Origin of the sequence: Flavobacterium limi (assembly GCF_010645075.1) — a bacterium.
GTDB lineage: Bacteria > Bacteroidota > Bacteroidia > Flavobacteriales > Flavobacteriaceae > Flavobacterium > Flavobacterium limi.
The window spans coordinates 1-16,451 of the sequence record NZ_JAADZV010000021.1 but is presented as its reverse complement, the minus strand read 5'-3'; the positions used below and the strand labels follow the sequence as shown (position 1 = coordinate 16,451).

The 16,451-nt window shown below is 35.9% G+C and carries 7 protein-coding genes and 1 pseudogene; all 8 read left to right on the top strand.

The features are described 5' to 3' along the window. Nucleotides 1–521 precede the first annotated feature (521 nt). Nucleotides 522–1,121 (top strand): annotated as a pseudogene (locus GXM16_RS22590) (single stranded DNA-binding domain-containing protein); the annotation flags it as partial. Between the two features lie 287 nt (nucleotides 1,122–1,408). Further along, nucleotides 1,409–4,525, top strand: a complete 3,117-nt coding sequence (locus GXM16_RS22585) for an RHS repeat domain-containing protein (RefSeq protein WP_163396760.1) — start codon at nucleotides 1,409–1,411, stop codon at nucleotides 4,523–4,525. An 85-nt stretch (nucleotides 4,526–4,610) separates the two neighbouring features. Continuing rightward, nucleotides 4,611–7,844 (top strand): RHS repeat domain-containing protein, encoded by a 3,234-nt coding sequence (locus tag GXM16_RS22580; protein WP_163396759.1) that lies wholly within the window; start codon nucleotides 4,611–4,613, stop codon nucleotides 7,842–7,844. 29 nt (nucleotides 7,845–7,873) lie between these two features. Beyond that, nucleotides 7,874–8,314, top strand: coding sequence for a lipocalin family protein (locus GXM16_RS22575; protein ID WP_163396758.1), 441 nt, complete (start codon nucleotides 7,874–7,876; stop codon nucleotides 8,312–8,314). A gap of 11 nt (nucleotides 8,315–8,325) precedes the next feature. Further along, nucleotides 8,326–13,224, top strand: coding sequence for a DUF6443 domain-containing protein (locus tag GXM16_RS22960; protein WP_229684418.1), 4,899 nt, complete (start codon nucleotides 8,326–8,328; stop codon nucleotides 13,222–13,224). 3 nt (nucleotides 13,225–13,227) lie between these two features. Continuing rightward, on the top strand, nucleotides 13,228–13,917 hold the full coding sequence (locus tag GXM16_RS22565) for a hypothetical protein (RefSeq protein ID WP_163396757.1): 690 nt from the start codon (nucleotides 13,228–13,230) through the stop codon (nucleotides 13,915–13,917). Between the two features lie 412 nt (nucleotides 13,918–14,329). After that, nucleotides 14,330–15,478 (top strand): IS4 family transposase, encoded by a 1,149-nt coding sequence (locus GXM16_RS22560; protein ID WP_163396756.1) that lies wholly within the window; start codon nucleotides 14,330–14,332, stop codon nucleotides 15,476–15,478. 257 nt (nucleotides 15,479–15,735) lie between these two features. Further along, nucleotides 15,736–16,395: an IS1 family transposase gene (locus GXM16_RS22555; RefSeq protein WP_163396755.1), complete on the top strand. Its 660-nt coding sequence runs from the start codon at nucleotides 15,736–15,738 to the stop codon at nucleotides 16,393–16,395. Nucleotides 16,396–16,451: the final 56 nt, after the last annotated feature.

Below are 16,451 nucleotides of genomic sequence, written 5' to 3'. Positions count from 1 at the left end.
TTAGGTGGTCATTTTGAACTGGAATCAGGTGCTCACTTTAAAACGGAATGGGGTGATCAATATAACCGGAATTTGCATATTATTATTAAAAAGCAAAATAAGAACTGAACTTATTTATCTGCACAAATTTCAACTCCATTGGTTTAAGTTGTTTATAAACAAAAAGGAAAAAGAACTAAGTTGCTCTTTCTCCTTTTCGCACACTAAAAAAACAATTAAATTTAATCTGATTAATTCATTTTTTTTACCGAAAACTTGTCAAAAGAAAAAAACCGGTATGTTGATTCCATAATCCTGGCATGAATCTGTTGAAGCCATTTGAAAAACTAAATACTTTACATTCCCTAATTCCAAAATAACACATGCCTAAACATTTATCCTTCCTGTTGGCATAATCAGGAGATGCCGTGTAATCTGCTAATGAACGTACAATACGATCATTAATAACTTCATATCTACACCGTAAATTAATATTTCGTAGTGATCATCTGACATAATTTTCAACACCCGACAAATCGTTTGCCAGACTGATCCTGATCAACTTAAAGCCCGAGAACCGTAGCCTGATGCGGCTTCAGGAACTTATTAAGGAATATAAATTGCCCGTATTGGAACGCTCTGTTTTTGAGGATGCTTTTGACGAGATTGAACTGCTTGGCTTTCCGGTTTCAGTCACGCCGTTTAATTTTCTCAAGACTTCTTTCAGAGGTGATGTAATGGCAAAGGATTTGACTAAACACCACAAAAAGAGCGTAAGAATGCTGGTCTATCTGATTTCAAGAAAGCATGTTCCTACCAAACGCGGCGAAATGTTTTTTGAAACCTGGATCGATGCACATGGAGAATTTTTCGACACCGCACATTTTGCGGACTGCCTGCAGCAATACCCTTTTCAGGGTGGTGGCTGCTACCTGTTGCTGGGTCAGGTTGACGTTGATTATCATTTCCCGACTATAATCATTTTAAAAATTGCCAAAATGCCTTTTATTGCCGATCCGCGTTATGGGATAACAGAAGAGAGAAGATTCCATACCCAGCAGAATATACGTGAAGATGTGAGTATGACACATCGGGAGCCCTATCCGCAGGAAAATGAATATAGTATGCCGAGATATAAAATAGCACAATATTACAGAAGCAGTTGTCAATCGAAAACGATAATCTATCAAGGATATGATAGGAGTTTAACTCATTAGATGCTATATTATGCTTTTATACTTTATCATGATACTATTGCAAAAAATTGTTTTTCAGACCATTATATTTTATTAGTTTTTTTTTTACACTTTTTCTCTTTTTAATGTGATATTTTTATAAGTCTTTTTTTATTAATTAGCCTTAAAAATTGACAATCATGTATTCTATTGTCATCCAAATTTAAGTTTCAGATTTAGAATAATTTCATTTTATGAATAAAAATCTTTTTTTGCTTATCACATTGCTGCATATAAATTTTTATGCTCAAACAATAACAAGCCCATATACTTCAGTAGAGGGGAGTCTTAAATCTCCACAGGTGCATCTTCTGAAACAGTTTGTAGATCATCCTGTTGATCTTTCCAGAGGATTAGCTGACGTCACTGTACCAATATATGATATCCAGTTTGCAGGCCAAACATTACCAGTAAAACTAATGTTTCATGCTTCAGGGTTGAAAGCCAATGCAGCTGAATCTGGTATGCTTGGGGTAAAATGGGCATTAAATGCAGGTGGTTTTATTAGTCGCGAAGTAAAAGGTATTCCAGATGAACAGAGGTCTCATAAACAAGGGATCACTATGGGTTATACACCAGACTGGATGACCTTATACGGAGGAGGTGCAGATAGAGGTTATTCAGCTAATAATTTCATCTTTCAACATCATACTTTAGGATTTTTTTGGGGACCTGAATATAATGGAGTTTACGGTAAATACGAGGATACAGAATATGATGTCTTTACATTTTCTTTGCCCAACGGGCAAAGTGGAAAATTTATTTTAAAGGACAATAATGGGGATAAATCGGCATCCTTCATGCCTTACAAACCTTTTAAATTAACCAACCCTGAAGTCACATATGCTTTCCAAAATTATCAGTTTTTAAAATTCAATATTACTGATGATCAAGGATATACCTATACTTTTGGCCCATATTGGGAAATGGATCGGCAAAACATTGCTAATTCATGGATGTTAACCTCCATCACTTCTCCAAATAAAAAAGACATCATTACATATGATTATACTACCACCACTTATGATGGAAATAGCGAAATTGTACCGGTAGTAATTAATGATGAGGTACTTGATGTCAGAGGGGATTATTATATTGGAAATGATTTTGAGGGTCAGCCTGATGGTATACTCATGAATGCATTAAAACAAATAACATGGGAAAGCACAGGCTACTTCCAAAAGAATTATAATCCTGTCCCATATCATAATCATGATGTTTGTTTACCTTCAAAAATTACTTACAATGATATGGTGGTCAATTTTACCTATTCAGACTACCAGCAATTAGCAAAAATTGAAATACTAAATGATAATAAGATAATAAGACAGGCGGAGTTTAATTTCATGGATAATGCGTATATGTTTTTAAAATCTGTGATTATAAAAGGATCTGATGAGAATGTAGCAGAAAAATACAGCTTTGATTATTATCATTTGGATAAATTCCCTGAAATGAACAAATTAGCCAACAGCGCTGACTATTGGGGATATTATAATTCCACAGTGCATAATGTCATACAAAAAGATACTGTAAATATTCTTTTCAGACAGGCAGGATATGGTGGGGGCAGTATAATAATGTTGGAAGAGGAAATCGGAAGTGGAAACAATAGATATAGCGAAGCTGAGGACATGAAAATTGGGATGATCAAGTCCATTACTTACCCGACTGGAGGTACAGCAACTTTTGACTATGAGGGTAATCAGTACAAAGATCATTCAAATATAACCAGACAGTGTGGAGGATTACGAATTAAAAACATCACATATGATGCCAAAATGGAAAAATGGCCTAAAAAAAGAGAATTTACTTATGGCAAAAATGAAGATGGGATAGGCAAAATTCCTGATTATCTGTTACCGCCTTTGCCCTTTGTGGGGCATCGTAATTCATTTGAAGAAACCAAAACAATCTACCTTATTGATGATGATGTTTTTCCCGATATTGGTCACGCAGTAGGAGGCTACACAACCCGGCATATAACCGGGTCATTTCCTGGTAAATATTATACTTATTTGTACAACCTTGTCGCATATGATAAAGTAACGGAATATTACGGGGAAATCAACAAAAATATAGGAAAAACTGAAAATTATTATTCCATTAACATCCCCTTACATTCTGATTATGTATTTAACTATAGTAACTTTACCTTTCAACAATCTAAATATAGTATTGATCCTTCTTCGTTTTGGAACGGTAATCATTTGTACAAAAAAATTGAATACAAAAACGAAAATCAAATCTATTCCAAGGTAAAAGAAACAGAATACCTTTATGGAGAAACAGTCATAGATGAAATCTATGATCTTTCGATATTCCCATTCAAAAATGTTGTTGCATATAACACCTCAGGAATACCACCGAGTTGGCCGGCAATAACTGAATTAGAAGTAATAAAAAGTAATCCTGGTGAGCTTTTCGGTTATAAAGTTCAAAAATATGCCATAGGTATTGAGAATCTAATACAAAGTACTGAAAAATTATATCTCAAAAACAACGACAGCATCGTCCAGAGAACGATCAATACGTTTGATCTTGCCAAGCCTACATTCCTGAGAGAAAGAACGACCATCAGCTCCAAGGGAGAGAGCATCACACAGAAATTCTCCTATCCCTTCAACAGCAATAGAGGGGTGTACAGCCAGATGACAACGGCAAATGTAATCAGTCCGGTTATTGAAAATCTTACCCTGAACAACAACAAGGTGACCGGAAGTGCCCTGCTGACCTATAAAAAAAGTGATGATAATTTTGTGCCGGATAAAAACTATACAGCACAGTTTAGCACCCCGCTACCCTTTGCCAACTTCACTGCTTTTAGTGGATCAACAAAAGATTCCCATTATGGTGTGGATCCGGAGAACACCTATGATGCTTATGACGATCATGGAAACCCCACCCAGATCACATCAAAAGGCAAAGCGACTACCGTATATATCTGGGGATATGAAAAGGATTATCCGATTTCCAAGATCGAGAACGCTACCTATACCCCAGGGCAGCCCAATACCATTACCGCGGCCCAGCAGGCCCTGATCGATAATGCTGTCACAGCAGCCACCGGAGAAAACGGCTTGGTTGCCGAAACCAGCCTGAGGGACAAACTGCAATTGCTTCGTACCGGATTCCCTGATGCCATGGTTAGCACCTTTACATATGATCCACTGATAGGGATTACCAGCATGACAGATCCCAAAGGATATGTCATGTATTATGAATATGACGCATATGGCCGTCTCAAACAAGTCAGGGACAAGGAAAACAAGATACTTTCTGCTAACAGATATAACTACAAGAATCAATAATATTTTATCAAAAGAATACTAATTGCAAAAGTGCTCTTCTAATATTACGTTAAATCTTTATAAATAACCAATAACTTATTTGCTTATGAACAAACATCTATTTTTTGTATTTGTCTTTACAATATTATTTCTGCCTTTAAAAATATTATCGCAGGAAATAGCGAACCCTTATACTTCAACGGAGAACACCATTAAATCGCCTCAAGTACATCTGTTAAAAGAATTTGCTAATCATCCAGTTGATTTATCGAGCGGTTTAGTTGATGTTTCAATACCACTTTATGAAATAAATTTTGGAGATATTAAGATTCCCCTAAATCTAAAATTTCATGCTTCTGGCCTAAAAGCAGATATAACTGAAAATGGGATATTAGGCCTCAAATGGGTCACAAATATTGGCGGATTCATTAGTCGTGAAGTTCGAGGATATCCAGATGAAAAAAATGACCACAAACAAGGTATAAATAATTTAGCGTACACTCCTGACTGGATTACATTATTTGGTGGCACTAATGACAACCGTCCTTTTAGTGGCAATAATGTAATTTTTACAAATCAGGACCTAAGCCAATTTAGCATGCCTGGTATTTATGGTAAGTATGAAGATACTGAATATGATATATTTACCTTTTTGCTGCCAAATGGAAAAAGCGGAAAATTTATCCTAAAAGACATAAATGGAAATAAAACTGCCTCATTTATGCCTTATCAGCCTTACAAAATTAAAATTATTTCCGAATATCTTTATAGCTCAGTTTACCACACAACAACAACAATAGAGCTAACTGATGATTTGGGGTTCATATATAAATTTGGAAAAAATGATTTAAACAAGCCTTATTATGAAACTGATCAGGAATACTATTCTGTGAATTGCTGGCTTTTAAATTCGATCACATCCCCAAACGCAAAGGATATTATCAAATTTGAATATATAAATACATTGGTAAATGGAAATAGTACTTTGCCACCAGTTATTATACACGACCAATTAACTACTTCACCAAATTATTTTTCAAATGATATGAACATATGTAGTAATTCTGTACTATACGACCTTATTGGCAATGACTTGCATTATAATCATTTTGTAAAAAATTACAACTCGCCTCCCGGCCGCAATCAGGAGGCCTGTATTTTGACAAAAATAACGTATAATGATTTAAGTATTAATTTTAATTATTTACAAAACGTTCCTGACCTCAATGGATTTTTACTAAATAATATCGAAATTAAAAACAATGCTGAAATTTTAAAAAAAATAGAGTTTGATATTACTAGTCCTGGCAGGGAAAGTCTCTCTGAGTTAGAAAAACCTAGTTATTTGAACTTCCTTCAAATCAAGGACAAAAATAATCAAGTAATTGAAAAATATAAATTTGAGTACTATAACCTGGATAACCTTCCCAATGGAAATAAACTAGTTAATAGTGCTGATTATTGGGGCTACTATAATTCGCAAGTTCAGAATGTAATTTCACAAGAAACAGTAAATATTGCTTTTACATCCCCTGTAGGGGCTTGCGCGAATGGTGGATCCATAACACAATATTATAATAGCGAAATAGGTGCAAGTGGCAGCCGTTTCAGTAACTCTGAAGATATGAAAATTGGAATGTTAAAAACAATAACTTATCCAACAGGAGGACAAACTGAATTTGAATATGAAAGCAATAAAATTATGTCGACCGTAGGCAATCCAACAGACTGTGGAGGACTAAGAATTAAAACTGTGATTGAAAAAGATAAAAATGGTGCAGAAATTAAGAAAAAAGAATATAAATATGGTTTGAATGAAGATGGGGGTGGACAAATCCCAAATTACCTTTATCCGGATCCGAACACTAAAAATGAAATAGAGGAAACTGCTACGGATTGGAAGGTTATAGATAATTTTATGTATATGGGTAATCATGGGCCTCTTGGTTTCAGAAATCAATCAGCAAATGTTACTTACATAACAAGAGTTTTCAGTGGTTATTTTCCTTCTCGCTACTATACATTTTTAAACAAATTAATATATTACAATAAGGTAACGGAATACATAGGTGATTCATCTAACAACATTGGCAAAATTGAAAATTATTATTCAAACAATATTCCGCAGATTCAGGATTACAACTTTAACACAAGTAATTTCACATATAAAAATAACAAATTTGCTGTTGATCCGTCTAATTTTTGGTCAGGAAATAATCTAAATCAAAAAATTGAGTATAAAAAAGCAAATAATAACACTTATATAAAAGTTAGAGAAACCAACTATAGCTATCAAGATTACATAGTAGATGAAATTTTTGATACTTCAATTTTTAAGTATAAAACTTTTTATGGACTTGAAGCCAACCAAGATCAAGACAGATTAAAAAGTAATTCAAATACAATTGCTAAACAAGAATTAGAAAGAATTATAAATAGTCCTGAATCCTTTTTTGGTTACAAAACCCAAAAATACACCATCGGAGTTGAGAACCTTGCAGAAACAACAGAAAAACTGTATCTCACAAACAACGACAGCATCGTCCAAACTACTATCAACGAATACGACCTTAACAAGCCTACCTTCCTGAGAGAAAGAACAACCATAAACTCAAAAGGAGAAAGCATCACTCAAAAATTTTCCTATCCCTTCAACAGTAATACGGGGGTTTACAGCCAGATGGCAACAGCCAATGTCATCAGTCCGGTTGTCGAGAATATTACACTGAATAACAACAAGGTTACCGGAAGTGCCCTTCTGACCTATAAGAAGAGTGATGATAATTTCGTGCCGGATAAAAACTATATCGCCCAGCTCAATAGTACTGTCCCTTTTGCCAACTTTACTGCTTTTGATGGATCAACAAAAGATTCCCGTTATGGCGCGGATCCCGAGAACACCTATGATGCTTATGACGATCATGGAAACCCGATCCAGATCACATCAAAAGGCAAAGCGACTACCGTATATGTCTGGGGATATCAAAAAGATTATCCGATTGCCAAGATTGAGAACGCTACTTATACAGCAGGACAGCCAAATACCATAACCGCAGCCCAGCAGGCCTTGATCAATACCGCAATTGCAGCAACCATCAATGAGACAACTTCCGTTACCGAGACCATACTTAGGGAAAAACTGCAGCTAGTACGCGCCGGATTCCCCGATGCAATGGTAAGCACCTTCACTTATGATCCGCTGATAGGAATTACCAGCATGACAGACCCTAAAGATTATACTACCTATTATGAATACGATTCTTATGGCCGTCTGAAACAAGTCAGAGACAAAGAAAGCAAGGTACTCTCTGCCAACAAATATAATTACAAGAACCAATAAAAACAGAGCAATTAAAAGACATAATAAACATGAACAATATCTTAAAAATTATAAGTATTACATTGCTGGTTCTAAACTGCCTGACCCTGTCTGCACAAACACAAAAAGAACAACTGACTGGCATATGGAATTTCGACTTCCATGCTTCGACTGCCAATATGGAAGAAAAAGCTAAAACAATACTAGCAAAAAACCCTGCTGTACAAGCAAAACTGGAAAGCAATTACAGAAACAGGCAGATTATTTTTAATGCTGATGGCAACTATATCTTTCACCTGCACGATGGAAAAGAAGAAAGAGGAACCTGGACAAGCAATAATACAAATCGGAGCATAACTATGACCACTTCTCAAGGACATACTCAAAATTTAACCATAATACTTATATCACCTACTGTCATGATCCTAGAACCTGAAGCTAATGGCAAGATGATACCGATGCTTTCCAGATGGTATTTTACAAAAAACTAAACCTTAAAATAATGAGTAATAAAAAAACACAGAACAGGCTTGTTTTTATTGCCTTTGTATTAGCACTATTATTTAGTCCGATAAAAGCGCTGTCCCAATTAGGATTGACCGGACCAACAGAAGGCCACTATCTGGATATCATGACCTATACTATAGAATCTAACTCCGATTACTGGGATTATAGTTGGGGGGCTGATGGAAGTGTCCTTGACAGCCCAAGCAGCGATGACAGAGAAGTTGACGTATACTTTGATTACGGCAGCGGTACAAGATATGTATACATCTTCTTTAAAGACCGTCAGGACGATGTGTATTATGAAGAGTTCGCTGTAAACATATCCAGTACTCCTGCTGAACCGGCTGCACCTACCATAGTAAGTGCAGATTGCAATCAGGTAGTACTGCAGCGTAGTGATCCGCCGGGAAATATTCGTGTAAATAATGAAGATGTGACATGGTATTGGCAAAGCTCTCCAACTGGAACCAGTACAGCCAATTCAGAACCCACAATAACCCTGACATCAGGCTCTCGATATTATCTACGTGCCAGACTACCGTGGGGAAACCAAACTTGGAGCGCGACTTCGAGCAGTGTGGAATACAGCATTCAGCCTGTTGCACCAACCGTGGGAACCATTACCCAGCCATCAACTACCTCGGCAACCGGAAGTGTGGTTTTATCCAATTTGCCATTGGATGGATTATGGACGATCAATCCGGGAGGCCACCAGGGCTACGGGGCAACTACAACTGTTACAGGCCTGGCACCTTCTGCCACATATAATTTTACTGTCACTAACATGTCAGGATGCATCTCTGGTTCCTCAGCCAATGTAGTAGTCAATAATGCTCCTGTAGCCAAGCCACCTATGCCGATTATAGGCACCATTACACAACCTACATGCAGCAACAGTAAGGGGACTTTCACTATTACCAACTACAACCCTGCTTATACCTATACAGCAATACCATCTCTAGGAGTAAGCTTTTCAGGACCTAATGTTATAGTTGAAAATACCAATGACGATTCTTCTGATACTTATTTTACTATAAGAGCGAGTTCCGGAGCGATTCATTCTGATCCAACTCCCTACATAAAAATCTTCACAACAACGCACATCCCAGCGACTCCCATTGTAGGGACAATTTCCCAACCAACTGCAACAAATACCGGAAGTGTCGTATTATCTAATCTGCCAACTTACGGAACATGGACAATTAACCCGGGCAATATTTCAGGCGATACATCAAAAATAACCATTACCGGACTAGCGCCTTCCCTACAGCCTTATAATTTTACTGTGACCAATGCTGCAGGATGCACCTCCGGTGTTTCCACTTCTTTTACTATAAATGGCTACTGCGGCATCAGCACAGAGAACTACGTACACACTATTGTTCCCACAGTAGAATCCACTAATGTATCTGCTTTGGCTTCCAACCAGAAAATTGAAACCATCACCTATTATGATGGTTTGGGCAGGCCTATGCAAAAAATAGGCATAAGGGCTGGCGAAGCTGTTAATCAAACAAATGGCAATATAATATTTCATGACATCATAACCCATATTGAATACGACCAGTTCGGCAGGCAGACCAAAGAATATCTGCCTTATACCGATACCTTCAATTGCGGAGCGTTCAGGGGAAATACTTTGATTAATAGTACTATTGAAAAATATTATGATACAGCCAAATACGGAAACACCCTGAATCCTTACTCTGAAAAAGAATTAGAGCCTTCACCTCTCAATCGTATACTAAAGCAGGCAGCTCCCGGCAATGACTGGAAGCTCGGCAACGGCCATGAAATAAAAATGGAATACCAGACCAACGCTGCCAATGAGGTGAAGAATTTTGGTTTCACCCTGGATGCAAACCGTATCCCGACCCCTGTTGTCATAACTTACTATAATGCCAAAGAGCTCTTCAAGAACGTGATCTTTGATGAAAACACAGCAGCCGCCCCTCTTGAAGACGATGGCTCAACAGTAGAATTTAAAGACAAACAGGGACAGGTAATCCTGAAAAGGACCTATGGCACTTCAATTGTAAACGGCGTTTCTCAAAACAAGGCACAGCACGATACCTATTATGTCTATGATGATTTCGGGAACCTTACCTATGTCATTCCCCCTAAGGCATCCGATGCGGCACCTTACGGAACAACAATCCAAACAACAACCTTAAATGAGCTGTGCTACCAGTACAGGTACGACAACAGGAACAGGCTGGTAGAGAAAAAACTGCCAGGCAAGCAATGGGAGTTCATTGTCTATGACAAACTCGATCGCGTTATAGCAACAGGTCCGGCATTGTCCCCTTTCAATGACACGGCTGCGAATGTGGTAGGCTGGATGGTTATCAAATATGATGTATTCAATAGACCGGTGTATACAGGTTGGGAGCAATCTACAACAGTAACCAGCAACGATAGGATAGCAAAACAAAATACATCTAATATCGCAACAGTTTTCAATGAAAACAAAGTGATCGCTGGAACCACTACAATTGACGGTATTGATGTCTACTACACCAAAAATGTAACGCCAACGGACATCAAACTGCTGACAGTAAACTATTATGATAACTACAGCTTCCCGAGTGCAGCTGCAATACCGACAATGGTAGAGAACCAGACAGTCCTTGCCGGTGCTGAACTAAAAGGACTCATAACAGGATTATTGACAAGGGTTCCGACATCTGCCTCGGCAATTCTGGCTGAAGCAACTACTATCTATTATGATAAAAAGGCAAGGCCGATACGTACCCATTTCAAAAATCATTTAGGCGGGGAAACCTACACGGACAGCAAACTGGATTTTACAGGAAAACCAGATTATACCATTGCCTATCACAAAAGGCTTTCGGGCAGTACTGTACTGACAACAAAAGACTCTTTTACCTACACTCCTCAGGGAAGGCTGCTCACCCATATCCATAAAATAAACAGCGGTGACGAACAGCTTTTAGCTTCTAATTCTTATGATGAACTGGGACAATTGATTTCCAAGAAAACAGGAAACGCCCCTTTAGCTGCAATCCCACTGCAGAAGGTTGACTATGCCTACAACATCAGGGGATGGATGACCGAAATCAACAAAATAGCTTCCCTGACACAAGCAGGCGACCCGAAAGACCTGTTTGCTTTCAAGATCAATTACAACACAACCAGCACCAATATTAGCGGGGTGAATGCACTATACAACGGAAACATTGCCGAGACACATTGGAATACTGCCGATATCGTAAGGGCTTATGGGTATAAATATGACAACCTTAACCGTCTAAAAGACGCTATTTATCAAAAAGCAAGCGTTTTGAATGCCTATAATGAGAGCCTGAGCTATGACAAGAATGGAAATATAATGACCCTGTTGCGCAATGGTACAAATGAAACAGCCACACCAATCGACAACCTGGTCTACAATTACGGCATAGCAGACCGCACAAACCAGCTCACAAAAGTGGCTGACAGCAGCAGCAAGACCCTGGGATTTGTGGACAGCTCCGCCAACACCGTAGATGATTACTCTTATGATGCCAATGGAAACATGACCATTGATAAAAACAAAAACATAACCGCTATCATTTATAACCACTTAAACCTGCCAATCAAAATAACTTTTGGAACAACAGGGAACATTGCCTATATTTACAATGCTGCAGGACAGAAAGTGCAGAAAATAGTAACGGTTACAACTCCTGCCAGTATTACGACAACGGACTATCTGGGAGGATATCAGTATCTGAATACGGCTTTGCAGTTTTTCCCTACAGCCGAAGGGTACGTAGAAGCCGTGACGGCAAGTTCTTTTAAATATGTGTTTCAATACAAAGACCATCTGGGCAACGTACGATTGAGCTACAAAGACAACGATGGTAACGGAAGTATTGCAACTACCGAAATCCTCGAGCAGAACGACTATTATCCGTTTGGGCTCAAACATAGCGGCTACGGACCAGCAATTACATCAACAAACGTTGCATTAAAGTATAAGTATAATGGAAAGGAGTTCCAAGACGATAATATTGGTGGGGTTCAGTTGAATTTGTATGATTATGGAGCGAGGAATTATGACCCTGCATTAGGACGTTGGATGAACATTGACCCGTTAGCAGAGCAGATGAGAAGATTTTCTGCGTATAACTATTGTTTTGATAACCCAATTCGTTTTATAGACCCTGATGGAATGGCTCCAAATGACATAATAGTTTTATCAATGGGGCAAAGCAAAGAAATAGCAAGAGTAAAGGCAGCAGGACCAGATACCTATGTTAAAGTTAGTGAAGCAGCTTTTAATAAAGCCAGTTCAAGTTTCTCAAATGAAAACAAAGATTATAATACGATGTTATCTATAAATTCTTTGAGAAGTCAAGAAAGAACCTCTGACAGCGCTGACCTAATTTCAGAACAAACTGGTAATAGTATAAGCATTACAGGTTCTATGAGAGAAGGAAACAGTAAAATTGGAGACGTCACAGTAACAACTCAAGTTGATTTTGATAATGGAAGTAGCATGGCGCTAGATTCATTCTCTGGTGTTGCGGGAGGTTTTGGTAATGGAGCACCAGAAAATGGAAGTTATACAGTAAGTAATTTTCAAGATAGAAGCCCTGATGGTTGGTATAATAGAGGAATGAATAGTGATGGTGTAGGATTTAGTTTTAATTTAAATCCTCAATTCAGTACTGGTAGAAATTTGTTAAGAATACATCCTGATGGTAATAATGAAGGTACATTAGGTTGTATTGGATTGAGTGGTAATGCTACTCAACTTAATTCTTTTAGTACTGCTGTGCAAGGATTTTTACAAAATAGCAATTCAATACCTACAACCATAAATATTACTAATAATCCTAATAACAATGGAAGAAGTGGAACCACAATACCAAATGTAAACGAATAAAAAATGAATAATAAAATGATATTACCAAGTTTATGGATACTATTAGCTATTGGATGTAAAGAGAATGTTAATAATACCAAGATAGTTCAACAATCCAAATCGCAAGTTGAAACTGTTATAGTTGCAAAACCTGATTCGATTTCGATTGTTAAAAACAAAAAATTAATTGAAAATGAATTAAAAGAAGTTTTACCTGATTCAACAGTAAATAAATTACTCATTTTAGAAAATAATGAATCATTGCAAAAATTTTACAAAGATTACAAAACAATTTCCACTATTGATAGATTAAGAGAAAGTCCAGTTGTTATTTTTATCAGTAAGGATAAATCCCAATATTTATTAGCATATCAATATGAAGGAAATACTAAGAATAATTTTAGTTGTTTTGAGATAGGTTATTTTGAAAATGAAAAGAAATTAAATCAAAATTCAAGTTATAATGTAGAGGATAAAATTTTTGAAACAGAATCTAAATTGAGTTTAGGTATTTCTTTAGAGAGGTTAATTGAGATAAAAGGAAATAGCTACAAAACTAAAAATGATAAAGATGAATCTATCTTAACTTATCGAATAGATAATTATGAAAAATCTTCATTTCTGAAAAAATACAATATGCCTGGATATTTTATGGAATTTAGATTAAAAAATAATAAAATTACAAAAATATTATTTGGATTTGATTATCCATAAAATCGGTAGTGTTACAGATTAGGTGTTTTTATAATTTAACCAATTAACTAACTGAAAAAGAATATTAAATTTTATTTATTGAATAGAAATGAGACGACCAGCTGGTCGTCTCTTTCGTTTGGTAATGTATCAGATGTGTTGGTGGTTTTCTATTTCAATAAAAAAGAGACAGTTTATAGCTGTCTCTTTCCTTTTTTAATTACTTTGATATTATTTATGATTTTTCAAAATCAAACAATTCACTCAAGGTTACTTCAAGTCCTTTACAAATTTCAAGTAGGTAGAGATATGTAGGATTAAATTCGCCAGCTTCAACCCGAACGACCTTGATATGTCGACAACGGTAGAGCGGATTTGCAATCATAAGTGTTCGAAACCTCAAAGTTATTATATTTGAGTCTAACACAGACTTATGAAATTAGAAGAAGTTTTAGAATATATTCCGCAAGGAGAATTAGAGAAGTTATCACTCATTTATAATGTTGACCATCAAGTAAAGAAACTTCATGGACAAACGATGTTTCAATTACTATTGTTTTCGATGTTAAACATCAAGCACAATAGTTTGCGAGTAATGGAAGAATTTTATCATTCGTTGGCATTCAAAAGTATTGCCAATACAAGTTATCAAGGAGTAAAATACAATTCGATCAGAGATCGATTGGTAAATATAAACGCTGATTATTTTGAAGCAATATTCAATAGTTGCCTAAAAAAGTATCAAGATAAATATTTGAAGAAAAAACATAATATTATTTCTTTTGATTCCACGCTGGTTAATATTTCTTCTAAATTATTAAAAGAAGGGATGCAAATTAACAAACAAGGAAACAAGAAATTTGTAAAATTTAGCATAGCTTTTTCAAACATACCGGTTCATTCAAAAATTTTCACAGAACAGTCGTTTGTTTCAGAGGATTTTGCTTTAAAAGAATTGATAAAAGAATGTCCATTAAGTGTTGATAATATTTTAGTTTTTGACAGAGGCGTTCAAGCAAGAGCAACATTTGAAGAGTTCAACGAGGATAATTTAACCTTTGTAACAAGATTGAATAATTACACTCGTTTTGAAACGATTAAGGAATTTGAAATTGATGAAAATCAAACAGAAAGATTACTATTAGAACAAGATTTAGAGGTAAAATTATATGACAAACGAAATAAAAAAACTCAAAAATTCCTGCGTTTAATCTTTGCAAAAGAAAAGCAAAATGGTGAAGTATTTTATTTTTTGACCAACAGTAAAACCTTAACAACAAAGGATGTGGCAGAAATTTATAAACAACGATGGGAAATTGAAGTGTTTTTTAAATTCATAAAACAGAATCTAAATTTTAGTCATTTGTTAAGCCGAAATATCAATGGAGTAAAAGTAGTAATGTATATGACTTTGATAACAGCTATTTTATTAGTGGTTTATAAAAAACTCAATGAACTCAAAGGATATAAAATTGCAAAATTGAAGTTTGCACAAGAATTAGAAGTTTTAATTATCAAGGATATAGTTGAAAAATGCGGAGGAGATCCAAATAAAGTAAATACAATTTTAAATCCAAAATGAGGTTTCGAACACTTATGATTTGCAATCCGTTCCCTCAAAGTTGAGCAAGCAAAACTTTTCTATAAAACAATAAACCCGCGCGGTAGTGTTTCAGATTACGTGTCTTGATAATATACCTACGTAACTAACTGAAAAAGAATATTGAATTTAAATTATTGAATAGAAAAAGAGGCGACCTGTTGGTTGTCTCTTTCTTTTTTTGTCTTTTAATAAGCCTTAAAATGCTTTTACCTTACCTTAGCGTTTCAAATTAGATCGTGAAAATAAAATGTAATTTTTACAATGGTAAATGTATAAAAAATGGATTTCAATCTAACGGTAATCAGTGTTATAAATGTTGTGTTTGTCAAAAAAGACAACAAATTGACTATAAGTATAATGCTTACAAAAGGAATATCAATCAGGAGATTGTGTTGTTCACAAAAGAAGGCTTAGGAATAAGAAGCACAGCAAGAATATTGAAAATATCAACCACTACACTATTGAAAAGAATCATCTCAATTGCCAGAAACATTACAAAGCCTATTATCAGTAAAGGCAAAATGTATGAAGTTGATGAGCTGTGCACTTATATCAGGCACAAGAAAAATTATATCTGGCTGGTTTATGCATTAGAAAAGAATTCTAAAACACTTGTCCGTTTTAACGTTGGAAAACGAACCAATAAAACGCTGAACTATGTTTTGGAAACCCTGAAATTATCGGAAGCTAAGAAGATATTTACGGACAGACTTAAAAACTACAGGTATCTAATTGATGAGAAAATGCATTCTATTAAACGTTTGGGAACAAATCACATTGAAAGGAAGAATCTGACGCTCAGGACTCATTTAAAAAGACTGAACAGAAGGACAATCTGCTTCAGTAAAAGTTTAGTGATTTTTATGGCTGTTTTGAAGATTTACTTTTGGATTTGAGTCTATAAAATATAATTACAGGAAATACAAGAACAGAACGACAACTACATACTTTA